The sequence below is a fragment of the Pseudonocardia sp. ICBG1293 genome (assembly GCF_020131355.1).
Taxonomy (GTDB): Bacteria; Actinomycetota; Actinomycetes; order Mycobacteriales; family Pseudonocardiaceae; genus Pseudonocardia.
The window spans coordinates 255418-275883 of the sequence record NZ_JAHLEL010000054.1 but is presented as its reverse complement, the minus strand read 5'-3'; the positions used below and the strand labels follow the sequence as shown (position 1 = coordinate 275883).

Here is a 20466-nt window from a genome sequence, read left to right as displayed (position 1 = left end):
ACAAGCAGTGAGTGAGCAGAAGGCCGTCCGCTGGGAGACCGACGGCGACGGCATCGCCGTCGTCACCCTCGACGACCCGGCCAGCAGCGCCAACACCATGAACGACGCCTACCGCGAGGCCATGCGGGAGGTCGTCGACGACCTGGAGAAGCACAAGGATGACATCGTCGGGGTCGTCGTGACCTCGGCCAAGAAGACCTTCTTCGCCGGCGGGAACCTCGAGCAGCTCAGCGCGGCCGGTCCCGACGACGCCGAGAAGATCTTCGAGCTGGTGACCGAGGTGAAGGCCCAGCTGCGCAAGCTGGAGACCTTCGGTCGTCCGGTCGCGTCCGCCCTCGTCGGCACCGCGCTCGGCGGCGGGCTCGAGATCGCACTGGCGACCCACCACCGGGTCGGCGTCGACGCCAAGGGCGTCGTCTACGGCCTGCCCGAGGTGAGCCTGGGCCTGCTGCCCGGCGGCGGCGGCGTCACCCGCGTCACCCGCATGCTGGGCATCGCGAACGGCTTCATGAACGTCCTCGCCCAGGGTCAGCGGCACAAGCCGGCCAAGGCGCTGGAGCTCGGCCTCGTCGACGAGCTCGCCGCCACCCGCGAGGAGGCCTTCGGCAAGGCCCGCGCGTGGGTGCTCGCCAACCCCGAGCACACCACCCAGCCGTGGGACCGGCCCAAGTACAAGATCCCCGGCGGCACGCCGTCGCACCCGTCGCTGGCGTCGATCCTGCCGGCCTTCCCGGCGAACCTGCGTAAGCAGCTCAAGGGCGCGCCGATGCCGGCCCCGCGCAACATCCTCGCCGCGGCGGTCGAGGGCAGCCAGGTCGACTTCGAGACCGCGCAGAGGATCGAGGGCCGCTACTTCGCGGAGCTCGTCACCGGCCAGGTCTCGAAGAACATGACCAAGGCGTTCTTCTTCGACCTCAACGCCATCAACGGCGGCAAGTCCCGCCCGGACGGCCCCGCGCAGTGGCAGCCCACCAAGGTCGCCGTGCTCGGCGCCGGGATGATGGGCGCGGGCATCGCCTACGTCTGCTCCCTCGCCGGCTGGGACGTCGTCCTCAAGGACGTCTCGAAGGAGGCCGCCGAGAAGGGCAAGGCCTACTCGCAGGGTCTCGTCGAGAAGGGCGTCAAGCGGGGGAAGACCACGCAGGAGAAGGGCGACGCGCTCCTCGGCCGCATCCTGCCGACCGACGACTACGCCGACCTCGCCGGCTGCGACGTCGTGATCGAGGCCGTCTTCGAGTCCGTCGAGCTGAAGCAGGAGGTGTTCCGCGAGGCCGCGAAGTACATCAACGCCGACGCGCTCCTGTGCTCGAACACCTCGACGCTGCCCATCACCGAGCTGGCCAAGGGCGTCGACCGCCCGGACGACTTCATCGGTCTGCACTTCTTCTCGCCGGTCGACAAGATGCCGCTGGTCGAGATCATCAAGGGTGAGCGCACGAACGACGAGGCCCTGGCCAAGGCGTTCGACCTGACGCTGGGGATCAGGAAGACCCCGATCGTCGTCAACGACTCCCGCGGGTTCTTCACCAGCCGCGTGATCGGCACCTTCATCAACGAGGGCGTCGCGATGATCGCCGAGGGCATCGACCCGCAGACGATCGAGCAGGCGTCGTCGCAGGCCGGGTACCCGGCCCCGGTGCTGCAGCTGATGGACGAGCTGACCCTCACGCTGCCGCGCAAGATCCGCGAGGAGACGAAGAAGGGCGTCGAGGCCGCCGGCGGCACCTGGACCCCGCACCCGTCCGACCCGGTGATCGACCGGCTCGTCGACGAGTTCGACCGCAAGGGCAAGAGCACCGGCGCCGGGTTCTACGACTACGCCGACGGCAGGCGCACCGGCCTCTGGCCCGGTCTGCGCGAGCACTTCGGCGCGACGAACCACGACGTCGACCTGCACGAGCTCTCCGAGCGGATGCTGATCATCGAGTCGATCGAGACCGTCAAGTGCGTCGACGAGGGCGTGCTGACGACCGTCGCCGACGCCAACATCGGCTCGATCTTCGGCATCGGTTTCCCGGCCTGGACCGGCGGGGTGCTGCAGTACATCGAGGGCTACCCCGGCGGCCCGGCCGGCTTCGTCGCTCGTGCCGACGAGCTGAAGGCGAAGTACGGCGAGCGCTTCGAGGTCCCGCAGTCGCTGCGTGACCGCGCGGCGAAGGGGGAGTCGGCCACCGCGGCCGCCTGATCCCGCCCGACACGGACCCCCGCCGGCCCCTGGCCGGCGGGGGTCCGTGCGTTCCGGCTCCGTTCAGCGGGGCACGGTGGGCTGCAGCGTCGCCTCGACCAGGGCCTCGGTCCGGATGTGCGTCCCCTCCTGGTACCCGGGGTCGCGGACCATTTCGGAGAACGCGCGCCGGCTCGGGTAGGACACGAGGAGCACCGCGTCCCACTCCTGGCCCGGCTCGGCGACGACCGGCGGCAGGCCACGCCCGAAGTAGACGACCTCGGCTCCGAAGCGGGCGGCGGTGGAGCGGAAGTGCGCGAGGTACTCGTCGTAGCGGGCCGCGCCGCCCTCGGCGAAGCGCAGCAGGTTCAGCATCACGACCGGCTGGTCGGCCCCCCGGGGGGTGACCCCGACGACGAGGGAGGGGGTCCGGGACATGATCCGCAACGTGGTGGTCGGCCGGCTGAAGGACGACGTGGCCCCGGCCGAAGTCGAGACGGCGCTGCAGGCGCTGCGCGAGCTGCGGATCGACGGCCTCGACCTCGACCTGAAGGCCGGGCTGGACCTCGGGCTGCGCGAGGGCAACGCGCACTACGTGCTGACCCTCGACCTGCCCGACGAACGGTCCTACCGCATCTACGACGCCGACGACGAGCACAACCGCATCCGCCGGGAGCTGTTCGCGCCGATCAGCGCCTCGATCGAGCGGATCCAGTTCCGCCTGCCCTGAGCGGATCGGCGGAACCACCCGAACCGGACCAAGGTGACGGGACGGCGCGTCGGGCACCATGGGGGCGTGACGCAGTGGGTGTTCGACATCGTGGACCGGCTCGGCGCGGCCGGGATCGGGTTGCTGATCTTCCTGGAGAACGTGATCCCGCCGATCCCGTCGGAGGTGATCCTCCCGCTGGGCGGCTTCCGGGCCTCGACCGGCGCGATGAACCCGGTCGGGGTCTGGGCGGCGGCCACGATGGGAGCCGTCGCCGGGGCGCTCGTGCTGTACGCGCTGGGCCACTGGCTCGGCTACGAGCGGGTGCACCGGCTCTGCGGACGCCGCTGGTTCGTCGTCTCCAGCCAGAAGGACCTGGAGAAGGGGCTGGCGCTGTTCGAGCGCTGGGGGAACTGGTTCGTCCTCGGGGGCCGCTGCATCCCGATCGTGCGCAGCCTGATCTCGATCCCGGCCGGCATCGCCCGGATGCCGCTGCTGCGGTTCACCGCGCTCTCCACGCTCGGCAGCGGGGTCTGGAACGCGCTGTTCGTCTCCCTCGGTTTCGCGCTCGGCGAGCGCTGGGAGGTGATCGAGGAGTACATGTCGCCGATCAGCAAGGTCGTCGCGGTACTCGGCGCCGCGGTGATCGTGTGGCTGGTCGTGCGCAGGATCCTCCAGCGCCGCGCCCGTGGCGGGGTGCCGGACAAGGACGCGACCAGGACCGGCTGAACGCGCCCGTTCGACCGCGCCCTGCGCCGGGCGGGTGATCACGGACGCCCTGCGTACCGGCTCCACCACGGTGCGTGCCACCGCCCGGCCACCGGGACACCCGGGCGTGGCGCTGTGCGAACCTGATCGGCACCAACAGCGGTGACGAGCGTGGAGGTGGTCCGGTGCGCCTCGTCGGGATCCACCACGCCTACGACTCCGGCGCCGTCGCCCTCCGCGGCGCGGACCTCGACGTCGACCCGGTCGTGCCCACCGTGGTCCGGGGCGGCAACGGTGCCGGGAAGTCCACGCTGCTGCGGGTCGCCGCGGGCGTGCTCACCCCGAGCGCCGGTGAGGTGCTCGACCGTCCCGCACCCGTCGGGTACCTGCCGGACCGCTTCCCGGCCGCGCGCAAGCTCCCGCCACGGCGCTGGCTCGACCACGTGGCCCGGGTGCACGGCGTCGACGTCGACGACGCCGCGGACCGCGCCGATGCGCTGCTCGAGGTACTCGGCTACGACGGCGACGACGACGGGGCGATGGCCGAGCTGTCGACCGGCAACGCGCGCAAGATCGGGCTGGCGCAGGCGCTGGCCTGCGAGCCCGGCCTGCTCGTCCTCGACGAGCCGTGGAACGGCCTGGACGACGACGCCGCCGACGCCCTGACCCGGCTGCTCGCCGAGCGCACCGCGCCCACGCTGGTCACCGACCACACCGGCACCGCGGCCGGCCTGCCCGGCGCCCGGCTGCACCGGCTGCGCGAGGGCCGGGTCGCCGCCGTCTCCGACCCGGACTCGGTGCCGCTGCCGACCGCGCCGCCCGCCGGGGCGATGATGCGCCTGGACATGGCCTGCGCGGGCGACCCGCGGCCGCTGCTGGAACGGGTGTTGCCACCGGCCCGCGTGGAGGGGGCCGCCCCGGGCCGGTTCACCGTCCGGGTCCCGGCCCCGGACAGCGACGCCTGGCTGGCCGCCGCCCTGGCCGCGGGCTGCGCGGTCCGCTCGGTGCGCCCGATCCGTCCCGCCGGACCGGAGGCGGGCCGGTGAAGCGCAGGCTGCGGGCCGCCGCGGCGGTGGCGATGCTGCTCGGGGAGGACGTCGGGCGGACCGAGAAGTTCGTCGCACCGGCCGTGCTCTACGCCGGGGTGCTCGCCGTCCTGTTCGGTGGCGCCCCCGGTCCGCTGCCCGAGCCGTGGGCGGCCAGCGCGCTGCTGCTCTACCCGGTCGGGGCCTGGCTCGCCCACGCCCTCGCCGAGTCCGAGGACGAGGACGCCCGCACCGTGACCCTGGCCGCCGCGGGCGGGCCGTGGCCGCTCGCGGCAGGGGTGCTGCTCGCCGCGACGGCGGGTGTGGCCCTGCTCGGCCTACTCGCGGTGGTGTGGGGGGTCGTCGCGGCCTGGGGCACGGCGACGACCGGGAGCCTGTTCGACGGTCTGCTGGCCCACCTGGCCTGCGGGATCACCGGCGCCGCGGTGGGGTCGGTCTTCTCCCGGCCGGTGTTCCGCAGCGAGGGGGTCGCCTTGATGGGGGCGCTCGTCGTGCTCGTGGTGACCGGGACCCAGTCCTGGCTGCCGCCGGTGGGGACGGCCGCGGCCGCGCTGGGCAGCGGACGGCCGGGTGTCGGGCCGCTGGGCGACCTCGTGGTCGCGGTGCTGGTGGCCCTGGTCGCGGTGACCGTGGTCGCGCGGGTGGAGCAGGGCGGCCTGCGCGGGGCGGGGCAGCGGCTCGGCGGGCTCGTGGAGCGGCTGCGTCCGCGTTCCTGACCCGGGCTCAGCGGACGAGCCCGGCCACGGCCCCAAGGCGGTCGACGACGAGCGCGAACATCGCGTCCCGGTGCTCGACGGCGTTCTCGAACTGCCCGAACAGCTCGAACGACACGTGCCCGAACAGGCCCGTCCACGCGGTCATCGCCGCGAGCAGCGCGCCGCCGGGCACCTCCTCGGCGCCCATCGCGGCGGCGACCCGCGCGGCGTCGCCGGCGAGTGGTCCGTCCGGATCCGGGGCGGCGGCGAGGGCACCCGCGGCGTGCGCGGCGACCAGCGTCCGCGCGAGCGGGGCCAGCACGCGGACGGCGGCGGGCACCGTGTCGGCGGGCGCGCGGTAGCCGGGCACCGGCGAACCGTAGACGAGCGCGTACTCGTGGGGGTGGGCCAGCGCCCAGTCCCGCACGGCGTGCGCGATGGCCCGCCAGCGGGCATCGGGGGAGGTCCCCGGGTCGGCGTCGTGCACCGCGTCGGCGAGGGCGTCGTAGCTCTGCACGATCAGGGCGGTCAGCAGGTCGTCGCGGGTCGGGAAGTAGCGGTGCAGCGCCGAGGACACCATCCCGATCTCCCGGGACACCGCGCGCATGGACAGCGCCGCGGCGCCGGTCTCGGCCAGCTGCCTGCGGGCGGCGGCGGTGATCTCGGCGACGAGCTCGGCCCGGGCCCGCTCGCGTGCGGTGCGGGAGGCGTTCACGGGCCGCAGCGTAGATCAGTGGTCGCGGACGTGGACAGGGGACTCCGGACGGAGCGTCGCTCTCGCCCCCGGGCCGGCGCGGGAGACCGCAGGGCCACACACGGTGTGACGGCCCGGCCGTGGTGGCGGTCGGCGGGTCGCGGAGGTCCGGCCGCACCGACGTCCCGGCCGGTGGTCAGGCCGGGAGGGCCACGGTCAGCAGGGTCGGGAGCGCGCGGCGGCCGTCGCCGGTCAGCCGGACCGAGCGGTGGTCGGGGCCCCGTTCGACCCAGCCCCGGTCGAACAGCGTCCGGCACAGCGCCGCCCCGGCCGCCCCGGCGAGGTGGTGTCGGCGCTCGGTCCAGTCCAGGCAGGCCCGGACGACCGGCCGGCCGCGACGCGGCAGGTCCCCCACGAGCCCGGTGAACCAGTCCCGCCCGGCCGGGGTGAGCGCGAGTCCGTGCTCGACGGCCAGCAGCCCGTCGGCGACCAGCCCGTCGAACAGGGCGACCCCGAACGTCCCGGCGAGGTGGTCGTAGCAGGTCCGGGCCCCGGCCAGCCGGGCCGCGGCCCGCGAGGCCCGCAACGACGGTGGTACCGGTGCGGGGGCGGTCCCGCAGGCCAGGGTCTCCACCGTCCGTGCCACCTCCGGTCCGGCCAGGCGGAGGTACCGGTGCCGGCCCTGCCGCCCGGTGACCAGCAGACCGGCCGCGACGAGCCGGTCGAGCTGCGCGGTCGCCGTCGACGGGGCGACACCCGCGTGCCGGGCCAGCTCGCCCGCGGTCCACGCCCGTCCGTCGAGCAGCGCCAGGCAGAACGTGGCGCGGGTCCGGTCGGCGAGCAGTGCGGCCCTGGCCGCCAGCGCGGACGGGTCGACCGGACCGACGGTCACGACGGTGTCCCCGGTCCCGGCGCCGGACCGGCGACCGCGGCCGGTGCCGGGGCCGTCCGGCCGCCCCGGCGCGACAGCGCGACCCCGGCCAGCGCCAGCGCGCCGCCGAGCAGCGCGAGCGGCGGCGGCAGCTCGCCCAGGACCGGCCAGGCCAGCAGCACCACCAGGGTCGGGACCAGGTAGGTGGTGACGCCGAGGCGGCCGGCGTCGGTGCGGGACAGCGCGTAGGCCCAGGTCCCGAACGCGAGCGCGGTGGGCACCAGGCCCAGATACACCATCCCCGCGATCTCCGGCCAGGACGCCGCGCCGGTGGCGGTGAGCAGGTCCGGTGCCCAGGGCAGCGTCGCGACCGCACCGACCAGGCACGAGACCTGGGTGACCTGCAGGGCGGGCAGGCGCCGGAGCACCGGCTTCTGGGTGAGCACGCCGACGGTCCAGGTCGCCGCGGCGAGCAGGCACAGCAGCGCCCCGGCCGGTCCCCGTGCTCCGTCCGGGCCGCCGCCGGAGGTCGCGAACCCGATCAGCACCGCACCGGCGAACCCGATCCCCGCCCCGGCCAGCAACGGGCGCGGGAACCCCTCGCGCAGCACCACCCCGGCCGACAGGGCGATCAGGATCGGACCGACGTTGACCAGCATGGCCGCGGTCCCGGCGTCGAGGCGTTCCTCGGCCGCGTTGAGGGCGACGTTGTAGACGGCGAACCAGCTCACCCCGCACAGCGTCATCAGCAGCCACTCGCGCCCGGTCGGCCGCACCCACGAGCGGCTCAGCAGTACCGCGAGCGTGAGCGCCAGGCCGCCGACGAGCAGCCGTCCGAGCGCGAGCCCCCCGGCGCCGAACGCCGGGCCCACCGCCCGGATCGCCACGAACGCCGACGCCCACGCCACCACCGTCACCCCGGCCGCCAGCGCGACCCGCGTCCCCGATCCCGTCACGGCGACGACGCTAGGCCCACGACGTTTCGGTCCGCACCGACATCACGCGCGGTAGTGGTCGACGGTCGCCGTGAGTGTCCGCTCCCAGTCCGGCATCGGGGTGCCGGCGAGGGAGGCGGCGAGCCGGTCGAGGTACCAGTGCCAGCCCGGTCCGGCGTCGGCCGGGGACAGGCCCGCGGGCAGGACGTGCGGCAGGACGAGCACCGTGCCGGTGCCCTCGGGCGCGAGGGTCAGGGTCAGCTCCCAGGGCTCCCCGTCGCCGTCGCGGATCGCGACGGCGAGACGGTGCGGCGGGTCGCACTCGGAGATCAGCACCTGCGACGGTGGCCCGCCGGCGTCCTCCTCGGCGGTCATCTCGAGCGCGACGGTCCCCCCGGGGCGGGCGTCGCCGGACCACCGGCCGAACCACCGGGCGCAGCGATCGGGGTCGGTGACGGCGGACCACACGTCCTCGACCGGCTCGGGGTGTACCCGGCGGAACCGCAGCACGGTCGGTCCGCCCGGTTCGTGGTGCACCTCGCCGGTGCGTGCGGAGTGGTCGCTCATCGGTCCTCCCTCGATCCACGGGTCAGCTCGGTGCCCAGTGCGTCGAGCCGCTGTGGCCAGAACCGGCGCAGGCCCGCGAGCCACTGCTCGGCGGCCGCGGGGCCGGCCGGGTCGACGGCGTAGAGCCTGCGGGTGCCCTGTGCGCGGACGGTGGCGAAACCGTTCTCGCGCAGCACGCGCAGCTGCCGCGAGACGGCCGGCTGCGAGATCCCGAACTCGGCCCGGACGACCGCGGTCACCCGGCCGGCCGGGCACTCGCCCTCGACCAGCAGCTCCAGGATGCGGCGCCGGACGGGGTCGCCCAGGACGTCGAACGCCTCCATGACGCACAAGTTATATAAGCGGAGATGGAATAACAATCCCGATGGACATCCGGCCGGTCCGGTTCTATGGTTAGTTACATGAGTAATGAACCACTGCACTACGGCAGCGGGCGGCCGCCGTGAGGGACGACGGCCGCCCGCTGTTCGCGCAGATCGCGGAGGACATCGCGTCCGCCGTGGTGGACGGGACCTACCCGGAGGAGACCCAGGTGCCGTCCAGCAACGAGCTCGCCGCGTTCCACCGGATCAACCCGGCGACGGCGGCGAAGGGTCTCAACCAGCTCGTCGCGCAGGGCGTGCTCTACAAGAGACGGGGGATCGGCATGTTCGTCGCCGAGGGGGCACGGTCGCGGCTGCTGGAGAGCCGACGCGAGGACTTCGCCCGGCAGTACATCGCTCCGCTGGTCACCGAGGCCCGCAAGCTCGGGATCGACCCGGAGCAGCTCAAGAAGATGATCGACGTCTGGGGGGACGACCGATGAGCACGAACGTGATCGCCATGCACGGCGTCACGAAGCGCTACGGCAGCGACGTGACCGCGCTCGACGACGTGACGTTCGCGCTGGAGGAGAACCGCATCCACGGGCTGCTCGGCCGCAACGGCGCCGGCAAGACCACCGCGATGCAGATCCTGACCGCGCAGAACCTCGCGTCCTCCGGGCGTGCCGAGATCTTCGGCGAGCAGCCCTACGAGAACGCGCCGGTGCTCGCCCGCACCTGCTTCATCCGCGAGTCGCTGAAGTACCCGGACTCCTACACCGTCGGGCACGCGCTGCGCGCCGCCGCGACCGTGTACCCGCACTGGGACCAGGCGTTCGCCGACCAGCTGGTCGGCGAGTTCGGGCTCCCGCCCGCCCGGCGGGCCAAGAAGCTCTCCCGCGGACAGGTCTCGGCCGTCGGCGTCGTGATCGGGCTCGCGTCGCGGGCCCCGCTGACCTTCTTCGACGAGCCCTACCTCGGTCTCGACGCCGTCGCCCGACAGCTGTTCTACGACCGCCTGCTCGCCGACTACGCCGAGCACCCGCGCACGGTGGTGCTGTCCACGCACCTCATCGACGAGGTGTCCGACCTGATCGAGCACGTCGTCCTGATCGACGGCGGACGCGTGCTGATCGACTCCGACGCCGACGACCTGCGGGGGAGCGCCGTGACCGTGACCGGCCCGGCCGAGGCCGTCGAGCGGTTCGCCCGCGGTCACGTCGAGCTGCACCGCGAGCGGATGGGCGGGTTCCTGCGGGTCACGCTGTCCGGCGCCGCGTCCGAGCCCGCGCTGCCGGAGCTGCAGTTCGAGCCTGTCTCGCTGCAGCAGCTCGTCGTGCGCACCACCCAGCAGAACGCCGCCGCCCGCTCCGACCGGAAGGTCCTGTCATGACCGCCGCTGCCGTCGCCGAGGCCGATCGTCCCGTGACCACCGGGAGCAGGCTGGCCGCGGTGCTCCGGATGAACCTCGTCGACTCCCGCAACCGGGTCGGCATGCCCTGGGTCATCCTGGCCGCCATCTTCGCGATCAACCTGGCCGTCTTCTGGGCCGTGCAGGCCGGGACCGGCTCCCCCGACGGCGGGGTCACCGGCGCCCTCGCCGCGATGTTCTTCATCGTCGGGACGCAGTACCTGGTCACGATGACGCAGGTGATGCCGTTCGCGCTGAGCCTGGGCATCACCCGGCGGCACTTCTACACCGGGGTGCTGTCCCTGCTCGCCGTCGAGACCCTGCTGCACTCGGTGCTGCTGACCGTGCTGCTGGGGATCGAGCGGGCGACCGGCGGCTGGGGCGTCGGGATGCAGTTCTTCGCGGTGGGGTTCCTGTCGGGGCAGAACGTCGTGCTGACGGTGCTCTGCTACTGGGTCCCGATGTTCGTGGTCGGCGCCGTGTTCCTGCTGTCCGGGGCCGTCTTCCGGCGCTGGGGCCAGCTCGGGGTGTGGGCGCTGGGCGTCGGCGTCGGTCTGGTCGCCGGGCTGGCCGTGGTGCTGGTGACGCTGCAGCAGGCCTGGCCGGCGGTCGGCCGGTTCTTCACCGGGACGCCGGTGCCGCTGCTGCTCGCCGGCTACCCGCTGGTGGTGGGTGTGCTCGTCGTCGGCGGCTACCTCGTCGTCCGGCGCGCCCGGGTCTGACGGCGCGGCGGGGCCCGGCACCCTCGTGGGGGGTGGTGCCGGGCCCCGCCCGCGTTCACCCGTGCAGCACGACACCGGCCCGCTCCGGGGCGCCCCCGGTCCGGGCCAGCTCCTGCTCGGCGCGGCGCCAGCCGTCGCGGAAGGGGGCGTAGCCCGGCCAGTCCGCCCGGGCCCGCAGCCGCCGCTCCCGCTCGCCGGCGGGCACGTCCACCCAGATCGCCAGCGCGGTCACCGGCGCGAGCCCGGCCGCGCCGCTGCCGCACCCCTCCAGCACGATGACGGGTGCCGGTGCGCGGGTGCGCTCCGGTCCCGGCCGGTCGTGCACCCAGTCCCAGGACGTCCAGCGCAACGTCGTCCCGGCCGCCAGCGGGTCCCCGATCCCGTGCCGGGCCAGCGCCGGGACCCGGGCCAGGCCGTCCCAGCCGGGGCACAGGTCCTCGATCTCCAGCAGCGGGGCGGCGAGCCGCGCCGCCAGCTCGCGGGCACGGGTCGACTTCCCGGCCCCGGAGAAGCCGTCGACGGTGACCAGCCGGTTCCCGGCGGGCCCGGCGGGCGCGGCGTCGACGAGATCCGCGACGACGTCGGCCCACCCGGGACCGGCGGCGATCCTCACGGACGCACGACCACCTTGACCTGCGACGGGTCGGGGGACAGGGCGTCGCCCACGTGGTCGAGGTCGACGTGTCCGGTGACCAGCCGGTCCAGGTCCACCGCGCCGGAGGCGGCCAGGCGCACCGCGGTGGGCCAGGTGTTGGCGTAGCGGAAGGTGCCGGTCAGGGTGATCTCGCGGGACTGCAGTGCCGACACCGGCAGCGTCATCTCGTCGGCACCCATCCCGACCAGCACCGCGGTACCCCCGGGCCGGCCCGCGGGCAGCCCGCCGAGCACCGCGGCGGCCACCCCGGAACAGTCGACGAACGCGTCCATCCCGGACACGGACGACCCCGGCCCGACGACGTCGGTCGCCCCGAACGTCCGGGCCAGGGCGGCGCGCGCCGGATCCGGGTCGCTGACGACGACCTCGGCGGCCCCGAGTACCGCGGCGACCTGCGCGACGAGCAGCCCGATCGGTCCGGCGCCGGCGACGAGCACCCGCGAGCCGGCCCCGGTGCGCGCCTTGTGGTGTGCCCACAGCGCGACCGAGAGCGGTTCGAGCAGCGCCGCGGCGTCGTCGGAGACGTGCTCGGGGACGGGGTGGGCGAAGTCGTCGGCGATCGTCACGTACTCGGCGAACGCGCCGTCGACCGGCGGGGTCGCGAAGAACACCATGTCCGGGCACAGGTTGTAGGCGCCGGTGTGGCAGTGGTGGCAGCGACGGCAGGGCACCCCCGGCTCCAGCGAGACGCGCTCGCCGATCCGGCCCGGGTCGACGCCCTCGCCGACGCCGACGACCCGGCCGGACGGCTCGTGACCCAGCACCATCGGCTCGCGCAGCACGAAGTCCCCGATCCGGCCGTGCCGGAAGTAGTGCACGTCCGAACCGCAGGTCCCGACCGAGGCCACCCGCACCAGCACCTCCCGGGGCCCGGGACGGGGAACCGGACGCTCCCGGACCTCCAGCTCACCGGCGGCGCGCAGCACGCTGCACCGCATGGACGTGGGGACCTCGGCGATCGTCGTCACGCCGCCGACGGTAGGCACGCGTGACCGGGCCGGGCAACGCGGTGTGCGCCGACCGCGCCGGACCTACCGGTGCGCGCACTGTCGATCACCGCGCGGGCACCGTCCACCCCCGGGAGGTCCGCCGGTGGTGTACTGCTCCGCGACGAGAGGGAGGACCGGCCGCCCCGCGGGTGGCCGGCGACGAGAAGGACGCCCATGGGCTCGGCCATCGAACGACCGGCGGTCACCGGCTTCCACCACGTGTCGGCCGCCGTGACCGACGTGGAGTCCAGCGCGCTCTGGTACCAGCGCGTCCTCGGCCTGCAACGGCTGCCGATGACCTTCCCCCACCACGACCTCGCCGACGGCTCGTCGGAGAAGGCGGCGCTGCTCCTCGACGTCGTGACCGGGGTGATGATCGAGCTGCACGCACCCGCCGACGGGGACGGTGGGGGCCCCCGCGGGGCGCTCGACCACCTGGCGTTCGGCGTCGCCGACCGGGAGACCCTGGACGCCTGGGCGGCCTGGCTGGACACGCTCACGGTGCCGCACGGCGGCGTCGTCGACCGGACCGACCCGACCGGCTACGCGACGCTGGAGTTCCGCGACCCGGACGGCATCGCGCTGGAGTTCATCCACTTCCCCGGTCGCGGTTAGGGGTCCAGGCAGACCAGGCCCCACGGCCGGTCGTCGACCCGGGTCATCACGACGGTGGCGTGCCGTGACCCACGGCCGCGCAGCTTCCGGGCGATCGCCTCGACGTCGCCGGCCAGGCCACGACGCCGCACGTCGACCGCGCCGACATCGAGCTCGCGCAGCAGCCGGGGCAGCCGCTTCTGGTCCCACGGGCGGGAGTCCAGCACCCGCAGCGGCCGGGCGAACGGGGTGGCCGGGGGTTCGTCGTTGCCGGTCAGGAACGCGATCCGCGGGTCGATCCGGGCCGTTCCGGTGGCCCTGGCCAGCGCCGAGACCAGCCCGGCCCGGGTGACCGCCGGGTTCGGGTCGAGCAGCCACGCGCCCGGCTGCCCGACGGCGATGCCGGTGTCCCCGTCCGGCGGGTCCGGCTCACCGTGCAGGTCGTGCACACCCTCGTCGTCGACGACGGTGGCGCGCGTGCGGGCTCCGGCCACCGCCGGGGACCAGGCGCAGGCCTCCTTCAGCTCCCGGCCGAGCGCGAGGAACTCGATCTCCCAGCCCGGCGGGACCGTGTCGTGGTCGATCCCCGGCGCCGCCTTGATCCCGACGGCGCCGACCCGGCCGACCAGCTCGACGCACCACTCCAGCGGGGGCTCGGACTCGCCGGTCCGCATCCGGCCGCCGCCGCTGCGCCGGGCCGGGTCGACGAACACGCCGTCGGCACCGGACAGGTCCGCGTCGCGGACGTCGCCGTGCACGGTCCGGGCCCGGCCGCCGTGCACGGCCGCGTTGCGGGCGGCCATCCACAGGTGCACCGGGTCCAGGTCGACCCCGGTGACGTCGTGGCCGGCGGCGACCAGCGAGACCAGGTCGCCGCCGATCCCGCAGCACAGGTCGACGACCGAGCGGCCGGCGAAGCGGGCGGCGCGGTGCCGCGCGATCACCTCGGACGAGGCCTGCTCCAGTCCGTCGCGGGTGAACCACATCTGCCGGGCCCTGGCGAACTTCCGGGCGGCCCGGTCGCGCAGGCCGGCCTGGGCCATGGCGTCGGCGACCAGCTCGGCGTCGTGCTCGCGACGCAGTGCGGTGCCCAGACGCAGCGCGGCGTCACCGCTGCGGTCGGCGACGGCCAGCCGCTCCAGCAGCGCGGTCCCCTCCGGCCCGGCGAGCCGCTCCAGCCGGGCGATCGGATCGTCGTCCACGACGACAGTCTCCACGGCACGGTTCCGGGTGCCGGCGTGCGCCCGCACCGGTGCCGCCGGGAAACCCGCGCTCACCGTCACCGGCCGGTCCACCGGACCAGAGGGGCACCCGGCCGAAACCACGGCCGTGACTCCTCGGTACGCGCCGCACGGGTCCGGAGCGACCGTGGTGCGGGCCCGCTGCCCGGCCGGATCGGTGGGCCGGCGTGGCCCGTCGGACCGGTCGTCAGAAGAGCATCGGTCCCCCGGTGGGCGGCCGTCGATCGAGATGCGGGATCGACGATCCGGTGAAGCTCCAGGTCAGCAGGCCGGCGAACAGGATCACCAGCAGGCCGACGAGGGCCGCCCCGCCGTAGATCACCCGTGGGCGCCGGCGTTGTCGAGGAACGGCCACTCCAGGAGCCACACGGCGGCGAGCGGCAGGATGGCGGTCGCGGTCACGCGTTGCAGCGCCCGCAGCCGTACGTCCCGGCCGACCTGCTGCGCGCGGGAGGCGGTGAGCACACCCCGTCCACCGCAGGGCACGCACTCGACGGGACCGAGGTCACGCACGACAGCGACCGGCACGAAGTTCAGCCGGAAAGGGCTGTCTCCGCCGGCCCCCTTGCGGTGCATGATCGCGAAGCCGCGGCACGCCGGGCACGTCGTCGTGCCGTTCACGGCGAGGACACGTCGGGAGCCGGCGTCGGGCAGGAGGCCGCGACCACGGCAGCGGCAGTCCCGGACGCGGGGCCGGTGCCGCCCCCGCAGCTCGGCGGCGCAGTGGTTCCCGTGAACCAGGTGCTGCCGGAGCCGATGCGGCGGACCGGCCGGTGCACGCCGACGACCGCGGGGCACGACGGGCCGGCCGGGCCGATGCGGTGGGCGTCCACGTCACAGCACCGAGTATGGGTCCGGATCGCGGCGAGATCCACGGGTCGCCTCCCGGCCGTGGTCTCGGCTCCGGGTGGATCCGGCGGTCGTCCGGGGAGGCGGGACGGTCGTCGCGGCGTGGTCCGGGGTGCGGGCGGCCGGGCAGGACCGGATGGACCGCGTCCGAGGCCGTCCCGGTCGCGCTCCCGTCGCGCTCCCGTCGCGGTCGCCGCCGGATCGAGTCCGGCCGACCGCACGGTGCGGACCCGCCGGGGCCGCTCCCGGGGCCCGGCCGGCGCCGTCCCTGACGGGCCGGACCACTTTTCCGGGGCGGCTCCGACCTGGGTCGATGCCTCCGAGGAGTGACCCGCGGACGGCAGCCCGTCCCGCGGATCCCGATCGTCCCCCGGGTCCCGTCCGTCACGGCGCACCGCCGGTTCGGGTGACCTCCTGCGGGGTGACCTCACTCCACCGACGGGTGGCGGGTGTGGCTGGTGTGCACGCGGTGCTTCTAGCGTTCCCGATATCGGACAAGACGGACACGGACGGGGACGGGAACGAGGCATGAGGCGCGGACTTGCACGACGTACGGTGATGAGCGCGGCGGCGGTGGTGACGGTGAGTGCTGTCATGTTCACCGGAGGGGTCCTGACTCTCACCGACGGTGCGGCCGCTCCCGCGGCTGCGGCACCGACGGTGCCCGGCGTCGTGGCGCAGGCCGCGGCGCCGGAGGCACCGAGCGTGCTCGCCGGCCCGACGTCCACCCCGTCGGGCGGCGCGGTGTTCCCGACTGACTCCGCTCTGCGGTCGTCGTCGCAGGCGGCCGGGCGCTCCGACGTGGCTCCGGCCGCGGCGGGAGCAGGGGAGGGCGCGGAGCCCGCCCGCGGCACCGAGGGCTCCGGTGACGCCGTCCCCACCCGACCGGCCGCCGCCGCGTCGGCCGGCACCGCCGTTGCGGGTGCGCCGACCTCCGGCACCGCCGCTGCGGATGCGCCGGCCTCCGGCGCCGCCGTCGGGGACGCGCCGGACGTCCCGGCCGGACCGGGCGGCACCGCCGCCGACGAGCCCGTCGACCCCGCCGACGAGGCGCCGGCCGCCCCCCCGTTACCTTCTTGATCAAGCCCGCTGAGGGCTTGCAGGCCGCCGGCCGCGGTATGACTGACTGCCCCTGTCGCCCGATGATCTGGGGGGGTGTTGTCGCCGTGGCCGGAGGGCGCCAACGACCGCTGATAGAGACCTGACCCGTGTGGTCTGCTCGTAACGTGGCTGCCGGCGCGGGTGCTCGTGGTCGGCCTGCCGCGACGAGAAGGGAGCGGCGGTTGCCCGATCCTGACCAGCACCCGACCGGGTTCGCGGTGTTCTGCGGCCTGGACGTGGGCAAGTCCGAACACCACGCCTGCGCGGTCGACACCAACGGGAAGCGGGTGCACGACAAGGCCCTGCCCAACGACGAATCGGCGCTGCGCACCGTGCTGTCCGGGCTGGCCGAGCACGGCGCGGTGCTGATGGTCATCGACCAGCCCGCCTCGATCGGAGCGCTGGCCATCGCCGTCGCTCGTGATCTGGGGATCACGGTGGCCTACCTGCCCGGGCTGGCGATGCGCCGCATCGCCGACCTGCATCCCGGGCAGGCCAAGACCGACGCCCGCGACGCCCACGTGATCGCCGAGGCCGCCCGGACGATGCCGCACACCCTGCGCCGGGTCGGCACCGACGACGAGACCCTCGCCGAACTCACTGTGCTCGCCGGTTACGACGATGACCTGGCTGGGCAGAGCACCCGGCTGACGAACCGGCTGCGCGACGCCCTGCTGCATGTTCATCCCGCCCTGGAACGCCTGCTCGGGCCACGCCTGGACCGCGGTGGCGTGCTCGACCTGCTCGCGGCCGCGCCCACCCCGCAAGCCCTGCGAGAGCTCGGCGCTGACGGGATCGCCGAGACGATGCGGGCCCGGTCGCCTCGACTGGCCCGCACCCTTCCCGCCCAGATCCTGACCTCGCTCGACGCCCAGAGCCTGACCGTTCCCGGCACGGCCGCGTTCGCCCGTGTCATCACCGGCGTCGCCGGGCAGCTGCGCCAGGTCCACACCGAACGCGACCAGCTCGCCGACGAGCTCGAAGCCCGCCTGGAGGCCCACCCTCTTGGACCGGTCCTGACCTCGATGCCCGGACTCGGGGTCAGGACCGCCATCAAGATCCTCACCATCGTCGGCGACGGCTCCGGGTTCCCCACCGCCGGGCACCTCGCCGCTTACGCCGGCCTCGCCCCAGTCACCCGCCGCTCCGGCACCTCGATCAAAGGCGAAACCCGATCCCAGCGCGGCAACCACGCCCTGAAATCCGCGCTGTTCCTGTCCGCATTCGCCGCCCTGGCCGACCCCGCCAGCCGCGCCTACTACGACCGCAAACGAGCCGCCGGCAAACGACACAACGTCGCCCTGATCTGCCTCGCCCGACGCCGCACCGACGTCATCTACGCCATGCTCCGCGACCGCCGCCCCTACAACCCGCCCACGGTCAACAACCCCGATCCAGAACTCGCCGCCGCTTGACGAACCCATAGAGACACCCCCCCCGGGGTGAGCCCGCCGCACCGGTCGGCGCCGCGGACGAGCCGGCCACACCGGCCGGTCCCGCGGACGGACCGGCGGCACCGGCCGGTCCCGCGGACGGACCGGCCACACCGGCCGGCCCCGCGGACGGACCGGCGACACCGGCCGGCCCCGCCGAGGCCCCTGCCGCCGGCCCGGCCGATCCCGCGCAGCAGCCGGGCGATACTGGGGAGACACCGGCGGAGCCGGCGCCTGCCCCCGCCGATCCCGAGAAGCCCGCCGCACCCGCGGAGCCTGCCGCACCCGAGCAGCCCGCCGACCCCGAGGAGAAACCCGTCGCTCCCGTGGAGAAGCCCGTCGAGACGCCGGCCGATCCCGCCGCCGTCACGCCCGCCGGGCCCGCCGACCCGTCGGCGCGGCCGGCGGACCAGAGCAGGCCCCGCCCCGGCGCCACCACCGCGGCCGAGCGCTACGGCTGGGGCGCGCCGCTCCCGGCCTCGGACGAGTTCGACTACACCGGCCCCCCCCCGGACCCGGCGAAGTGGAACCAGGCGGGCGAGTGCTGGCCCGGTCACGCGGGGAACGGCGGACGCTGTGCGAGCCGGTCCACCGTGCAGGACGGCAAGCTCGTCCAGACGGGGCTGCGCAACGGCGACTCGGCGTGGATCTCGTCGAAGTTCAACCAGCAGTACGGCCGTTGGGAGGCCAGGGTCCGGTCCGAGGGCACCGGCCCGGACAACGGCAGGCAGTACCACCCGCTGCTCATCATCTGGCCGCAGTCGGACCGCTGGCCCCAGGACGGCGAGTACGACTTCCTGGAGAACGGTGCCCCCGGCGAGCAGTGCGCCGAGGCGTTCATCCACTACCCGCACGGGCGTGGCGCCGTGCAGCAGGAGTACGCCAAGGAGAAGAACTGCGGCGCCCCGCTGAGCGAGTGGCACAACGTCGCCATCGAGTGGACGCCCGACCACGTGAAGGGCTTCATCGACGGCAAGGAGTGGTTCAGCTTCTCCGGTGGGGCCCGGTCCGGCCGCAAGAACATCCAGGACATGCCCAGCGGGCATCTGACGATCCAGCTCGACAACTTCTTCGGCGGGAACATGCAGCCGGCCACCTACGAGGTCGACTGGGTCCGGATCTACTCCCTCGACGGGAAGTGACGGGTTAACACCGGACCGTTGTCGCGCGACATGACCGGTGTGTCGCCACTCACGCGCAGGGCTGCGGGATGGTTGCTCGCCGGCGTCGTGGCCGTCGAGGCCACGATCCCCGCGGTCGGCCTGATCACCACCGATCCACCGCGCCGCTACTCGTGGAGCATGTTCGTCGCCTCGTCGACGGAGTACGCCTACACCGGCCGGACGGCCGGGGGCGCGAGCCGCGCGCTCGACACCGCGACCCTGCCGTGGCCGCAACGGACCGTCCACTACGGATCGACGGTGCCGGACCTGCTGTGCTCGGCGACCCCGGACCTGGTCGCGGTCTCCCGGACCCGGGACGGTCTGGCGGAGAGTGAGCAGCCGTGCTGAGACCTCCCGGCTCGCTCCCCGCCCGTCCGCTGGCCGGGTACCGGATCCTGGTCGGGCTCGTCGCCGGGCTGAAGGCGCTGGAGCTCGGCGCGAGCCCGCTGCTGGGTACCCCGGCCGGGCCGCTGTTCGGGGTGGGTCCGGTCGTGCCCGCCGCGGTCTGGCTCGCACTCGGCGCGGTGATGGGGCTGGCGGCGCTCGCCGTCGTCGTGGGCTGGCACGGGCGCGCCGCCGTCCTGGTGGTCGGGCTGTGCACCGCGGGGTTCGTGTGGGGGGCCGGCTACTACTCCAACCACACCTATCTGTTGTTCACCGTCGCCGTCCTGCTGTCGTTCGCCGACTGCGACGCGGCGTGGTCGGTCCGGTCGTGGCGCGGCCGGGGTGCGGACCGGGTGTGGGCGGCGCCGGTGCTGGCGCTGCGGGCGCAGATCACCATCGTCTACTTCTTCGCCGCGATCTCGAAGATCCGCCCCGACTTCCTGTCCGGCAACGGGCTGGCGTCCTGGGCCTGGGACTCGGTCCTGGTCCCGACGGCGATGCTGACCCCGGTGGTCCTGGTCCCGCTGGCGTTCGGCGCGGTGCTCACCGAGCTGTTCGTCGGGTTCGGGCTGTGGTCCTCCCGGCTGCGGCCGGTGGCCGTCGTCGCCGGGATCGGGCTGCACCTCGGCATGATCGGGATGTTGTCCGACGGGCTGCACGCGGCGATCGAGCTCGGCCTCTTCGCCACCCTCACCTGCGGTGGCTACCTGCTGTTCGCCGGCCGCGTCCCGATCGTCGACAGGCCCGTCGGCGCAGTGGCGGTGCCCCGGCAGCGCCGGTCGGAACCGGCGCTGCCGGGCACGGTCACCCGGCGCTGACGCCCATCGCCTCGGCCAGCCGCAGATGCGGGGCGGCCTCGTCGTGGCGCGAGCGGCGCTGCAGGGTGCGCCCGAGGAGCAGATGGGCGTAACCGTCGGCGGGCTCGCGGTGCACCAGCTCGCGGAGCTCGGTCTCGGCCCGGCCGAGCTGCGCGGAGTGGTAGTACGCGCGGGCCAGCAGCAGCCGGACCGCGGCGGCGTCGGGCTGCTCCGCGACGAGCTCCGCGAGCACCGTCGCGGCCCCCGCGGGGTCGCCGGAGTCGAACAGGTAACCGGCGTGCTCCCACCGGTCGGCCGGTCCTGCTTCCGTCCCGGTCATCCAGGACAGCGCGTCGATCCTCATCGGTGCGGCCTCCTTCCGGCCCGTTCGGTTGATACGTCAACCAGAACCGCGGCACCGGCCGTTCTGTTCCCG

Annotated in this window: 26 protein-coding genes; 14 read left to right on the top strand and 12 right to left on the bottom strand. The window is 74.5% G+C overall.

Features of this window, described 5'->3' with window-relative positions; translation table 11 throughout:
- Window positions 1-7 precede the first annotated feature (7 nt).
- Window positions 8-2185, top strand: coding sequence for a 3-hydroxyacyl-CoA dehydrogenase NAD-binding domain-containing protein (locus KPF47_RS32075; protein ID WP_224392502.1), 2178 nt, complete (start codon window positions 8-10; stop codon window positions 2183-2185).
- 63 nt (window positions 2186-2248) lie between these two features.
- Here KPF47_RS32075 and KPF47_RS32070 read toward each other — a convergent pair whose 3' ends face one another.
- Window positions 2249-2602 (bottom strand): DUF1330 domain-containing protein, encoded by a 354-nt coding sequence (locus KPF47_RS32070; RefSeq protein WP_224392501.1) that lies wholly within the window; start codon window positions 2600-2602, stop codon window positions 2249-2251.
- Here KPF47_RS32070 and KPF47_RS32065 point away from each other — a divergent pair.
- The 4 genes from KPF47_RS32065 (at window position 2601) to KPF47_RS32050 (ending at window position 5343) form a co-directional block, all read left to right on the top strand.
- Window positions 2601-2894, top strand: coding sequence for a Dabb family protein (locus KPF47_RS32065; protein WP_224392500.1), 294 nt, complete (start codon window positions 2601-2603; stop codon window positions 2892-2894). The two genes, KPF47_RS32070 and KPF47_RS32065, sit on opposite strands and share 2 nt — an antisense overlap.
- A 66-nt stretch (window positions 2895-2960) precedes the next feature.
- Window positions 2961-3602 (top strand): DedA family protein, encoded by a 642-nt coding sequence (locus tag KPF47_RS32060; RefSeq protein WP_224392499.1) that lies wholly within the window; start codon window positions 2961-2963, stop codon window positions 3600-3602.
- 164 nt (window positions 3603-3766) lie between these two features.
- Window positions 3767-4627, top strand: a complete 861-nt coding sequence (locus tag KPF47_RS32055) for an ATP-binding cassette domain-containing protein (RefSeq protein WP_224392498.1) — start codon at window positions 3767-3769, stop codon at window positions 4625-4627.
- On the top strand, window positions 4624-5343 hold the full coding sequence (locus KPF47_RS32050) for a hypothetical protein (protein ID WP_224392497.1): 720 nt from the start codon (window positions 4624-4626) through the stop codon (window positions 5341-5343). Before KPF47_RS32055 ends, KPF47_RS32050 begins: the two co-directional genes overlap by 4 nt.
- Window positions 5344-5350: 7 nt before the next feature.
- Here KPF47_RS32050 and KPF47_RS32045 read toward each other — a convergent pair whose 3' ends face one another.
- The 5 genes from KPF47_RS32045 to KPF47_RS32025 all read right to left on the bottom strand — a co-directional run bounded on the left by KPF47_RS32045 (window position 5351) and on the right by KPF47_RS32025 (window position 8712).
- Window positions 5351-6037, bottom strand: a complete 687-nt coding sequence (locus KPF47_RS32045) for a TetR/AcrR family transcriptional regulator (RefSeq protein ID WP_224392496.1) — start codon at window positions 6035-6037, stop codon at window positions 5351-5353.
- Window positions 6038-6212: 175 nt separating this feature from the next.
- Window positions 6213-6908 carry a helix-turn-helix transcriptional regulator gene (locus KPF47_RS32040; protein WP_224392495.1) on the bottom strand — a complete coding sequence of 232 codons (696 nt, stop codon included), beginning with the start codon at window positions 6906-6908 and terminating at the stop codon, window positions 6213-6215.
- Window positions 6905-7843 carry a DMT family transporter gene (locus tag KPF47_RS32035; RefSeq protein WP_224392494.1) on the bottom strand — a complete coding sequence of 313 codons (939 nt, stop codon included), beginning with the start codon at window positions 7841-7843 and terminating at the stop codon, window positions 6905-6907. The genes KPF47_RS32040 and KPF47_RS32035 overlap by 4 nt, the downstream gene beginning before the upstream one ends.
- A gap of 42 nt (window positions 7844-7885) precedes the next feature.
- Entirely contained in the window at window positions 7886-8389 is a 504-nt protein-coding gene (locus KPF47_RS32030; protein WP_224392493.1) for an SRPBCC family protein, read from the bottom strand.
- Window positions 8386-8712, bottom strand: a complete 327-nt coding sequence (locus KPF47_RS32025; RefSeq protein WP_224392492.1) for a helix-turn-helix transcriptional regulator — start codon at window positions 8710-8712, stop codon at window positions 8386-8388. Before KPF47_RS32025 ends, KPF47_RS32030 begins: the two co-directional genes overlap by 4 nt.
- A gap of 119 nt (window positions 8713-8831) precedes the next feature.
- Here KPF47_RS32025 and KPF47_RS32020 point away from each other — a divergent pair, with 119 nt between their 5' ends.
- From KPF47_RS32020 to KPF47_RS32010, 3 genes are read left to right on the top strand one after another with little or no spacing between them, the layout of a single operon-like run.
- The gene (locus KPF47_RS32020; RefSeq protein WP_224392491.1) at window positions 8832-9194 is read left to right on the top strand and encodes a GntR family transcriptional regulator; all 363 of its coding nucleotides are present in this window, start codon (window positions 8832-8834) and stop codon (window positions 9192-9194) included.
- Window positions 9191-10084, top strand: a complete 894-nt coding sequence (locus KPF47_RS32015) for an ABC transporter ATP-binding protein (protein WP_224392490.1) — start codon at window positions 9191-9193, stop codon at window positions 10082-10084. The genes KPF47_RS32020 and KPF47_RS32015 overlap by 4 nt, the downstream gene beginning before the upstream one ends.
- Window positions 10081-10824, top strand: a complete 744-nt coding sequence (locus KPF47_RS32010; protein WP_224392489.1) for a hypothetical protein — start codon at window positions 10081-10083, stop codon at window positions 10822-10824. The genes KPF47_RS32015 and KPF47_RS32010 overlap by 4 nt, the downstream gene beginning before the upstream one ends.
- A 55-nt stretch (window positions 10825-10879) precedes the next feature.
- On the opposite strand, the gene KPF47_RS32005 is transcribed toward KPF47_RS32010, so the two are convergent.
- Both KPF47_RS32005 and KPF47_RS32000 read right to left on the bottom strand, forming a co-directional pair.
- Window positions 10880-11437, bottom strand: a complete 558-nt coding sequence (locus KPF47_RS32005; RefSeq protein ID WP_224392488.1) for a hypothetical protein — start codon at window positions 11435-11437, stop codon at window positions 10880-10882.
- Complete coding sequence (locus tag KPF47_RS32000; RefSeq protein WP_224392487.1) at window positions 11434-12447, bottom strand: NAD(P)-dependent alcohol dehydrogenase; 1014 nt, start codon at window positions 12445-12447, stop codon at window positions 11434-11436. The genes KPF47_RS32005 and KPF47_RS32000 overlap by 4 nt, the downstream gene beginning before the upstream one ends.
- 195 nt (window positions 12448-12642) lie before the next feature.
- On the opposite strand from KPF47_RS32000, the gene KPF47_RS31995 reads away from it, so the two are divergent.
- Window positions 12643-13083 carry a VOC family protein gene (locus KPF47_RS31995; protein ID WP_224392486.1) on the top strand — a complete coding sequence of 147 codons (441 nt, stop codon included), beginning with the start codon at window positions 12643-12645 and terminating at the stop codon, window positions 13081-13083.
- Here the strand turns inward: KPF47_RS31995 and KPF47_RS31990 are convergent.
- From KPF47_RS31990 to KPF47_RS31985, 3 genes are all read right to left on the bottom strand, one after another.
- Window positions 13080-14264 (bottom strand): class I SAM-dependent methyltransferase, encoded by a 1185-nt coding sequence (locus KPF47_RS31990; protein ID WP_224392485.1) that lies wholly within the window; start codon window positions 14262-14264, stop codon window positions 13080-13082. The two genes, KPF47_RS31995 and KPF47_RS31990, sit on opposite strands and share 4 nt — an antisense overlap.
- 226 nt (window positions 14265-14490) lie before the next feature.
- Complete coding sequence (locus tag KPF47_RS39355) at window positions 14491-14625, bottom strand: hypothetical protein (protein WP_255661109.1); 135 nt, start codon at window positions 14623-14625, stop codon at window positions 14491-14493.
- Window positions 14622-14768, bottom strand: a complete 147-nt coding sequence (locus KPF47_RS31985; protein WP_224392484.1) for a hypothetical protein — start codon at window positions 14766-14768, stop codon at window positions 14622-14624. Before KPF47_RS31985 ends, KPF47_RS39355 begins: the two co-directional genes overlap by 4 nt.
- Window positions 14769-15746: 978 nt before the next feature.
- Here KPF47_RS31985 and KPF47_RS31980 point away from each other — a divergent pair.
- The 5 genes from KPF47_RS31980 to KPF47_RS31960 all read left to right on the top strand — a co-directional run bounded on the left by KPF47_RS31980 (window position 15747) and on the right by KPF47_RS31960 (window position 20051).
- Window positions 15747-16232: a hypothetical protein gene (locus KPF47_RS31980; protein WP_224392483.1), complete on the top strand. Its 486-nt coding sequence runs from the start codon at window positions 15747-15749 to the stop codon at window positions 16230-16232.
- 203 nt (window positions 16233-16435) lie between these two features.
- The gene (locus KPF47_RS31975; RefSeq protein WP_224392482.1) at window positions 16436-17668 is read left to right on the top strand and encodes an IS110 family transposase; all 1233 of its coding nucleotides are present in this window, start codon (window positions 16436-16438) and stop codon (window positions 17666-17668) included.
- A 344-nt stretch (window positions 17669-18012) separates the two neighbouring features.
- Window positions 18013-18828, top strand: coding sequence for a glycoside hydrolase family 16 protein (locus tag KPF47_RS31970; protein ID WP_224392481.1), 816 nt, complete (start codon window positions 18013-18015; stop codon window positions 18826-18828).
- Window positions 18829-18867: 39 nt separating this feature from the next.
- Window positions 18868-19197 (top strand): hypothetical protein, encoded by a 330-nt coding sequence (locus tag KPF47_RS31965; RefSeq protein WP_224392480.1) that lies wholly within the window; start codon window positions 18868-18870, stop codon window positions 19195-19197.
- Window positions 19191-20051 (top strand): HTTM domain-containing protein, encoded by an 861-nt coding sequence (locus tag KPF47_RS31960; RefSeq protein ID WP_224392479.1) that lies wholly within the window; start codon window positions 19191-19193, stop codon window positions 20049-20051. Before KPF47_RS31965 ends, KPF47_RS31960 begins: the two co-directional genes overlap by 7 nt.
- On the opposite strand, the gene KPF47_RS31955 is transcribed toward KPF47_RS31960, so the two are convergent.
- Window positions 20038-20394, bottom strand: coding sequence for a tetratricopeptide repeat protein (locus KPF47_RS31955; RefSeq protein ID WP_224392478.1), 357 nt, complete (start codon window positions 20392-20394; stop codon window positions 20038-20040). The genes KPF47_RS31960 and KPF47_RS31955 overlap by 14 nt on opposite strands.
- Window positions 20395-20466 lie beyond the last annotated feature (72 nt).

Excerpts from the sequence above, each read along its gene's own strand:
- KPF47_RS32015 (WP_224392490.1), top strand. The coding sequence starts at position 9,191 with ATGAGCACGAACGTGATCGCCATGCACGGCGTCACGAAGCGCTACGGC.
- KPF47_RS32030 (WP_224392493.1), bottom strand. The coding sequence starts at position 8,389 with ATGAGCGACCACTCCGCACGCACCGGCGAGGTGCACCACGAACCGGGC.
- KPF47_RS31980 (WP_224392483.1), top strand. The coding sequence starts at position 15,747 with ATGTTCACCGGAGGGGTCCTGACTCTCACCGACGGTGCGGCCGCTCCC.
- KPF47_RS32025 (WP_224392492.1), bottom strand. The coding sequence starts at position 8,712 with ATGGAGGCGTTCGACGTCCTGGGCGACCCCGTCCGGCGCCGCATCCTG.
- KPF47_RS32065 (WP_224392500.1), top strand. The coding sequence starts at position 2,601 with ATGATCCGCAACGTGGTGGTCGGCCGGCTGAAGGACGACGTGGCCCCG.
- KPF47_RS32070 (WP_224392501.1), bottom strand. The coding sequence starts at position 2,602 with ATGTCCCGGACCCCCTCCCTCGTCGTCGGGGTCACCCCCCGGGGGGCC.
- KPF47_RS31955 (WP_224392478.1), bottom strand. The coding sequence starts at position 20,394 with ATGAGGATCGACGCGCTGTCCTGGATGACCGGGACGGAAGCAGGACCG.
- KPF47_RS32010 (WP_224392489.1), top strand. The coding sequence starts at position 10,081 with ATGACCGCCGCTGCCGTCGCCGAGGCCGATCGTCCCGTGACCACCGGG.
- KPF47_RS31995 (WP_224392486.1), top strand. The coding sequence starts at position 12,643 with ATGGGCTCGGCCATCGAACGACCGGCGGTCACCGGCTTCCACCACGTG.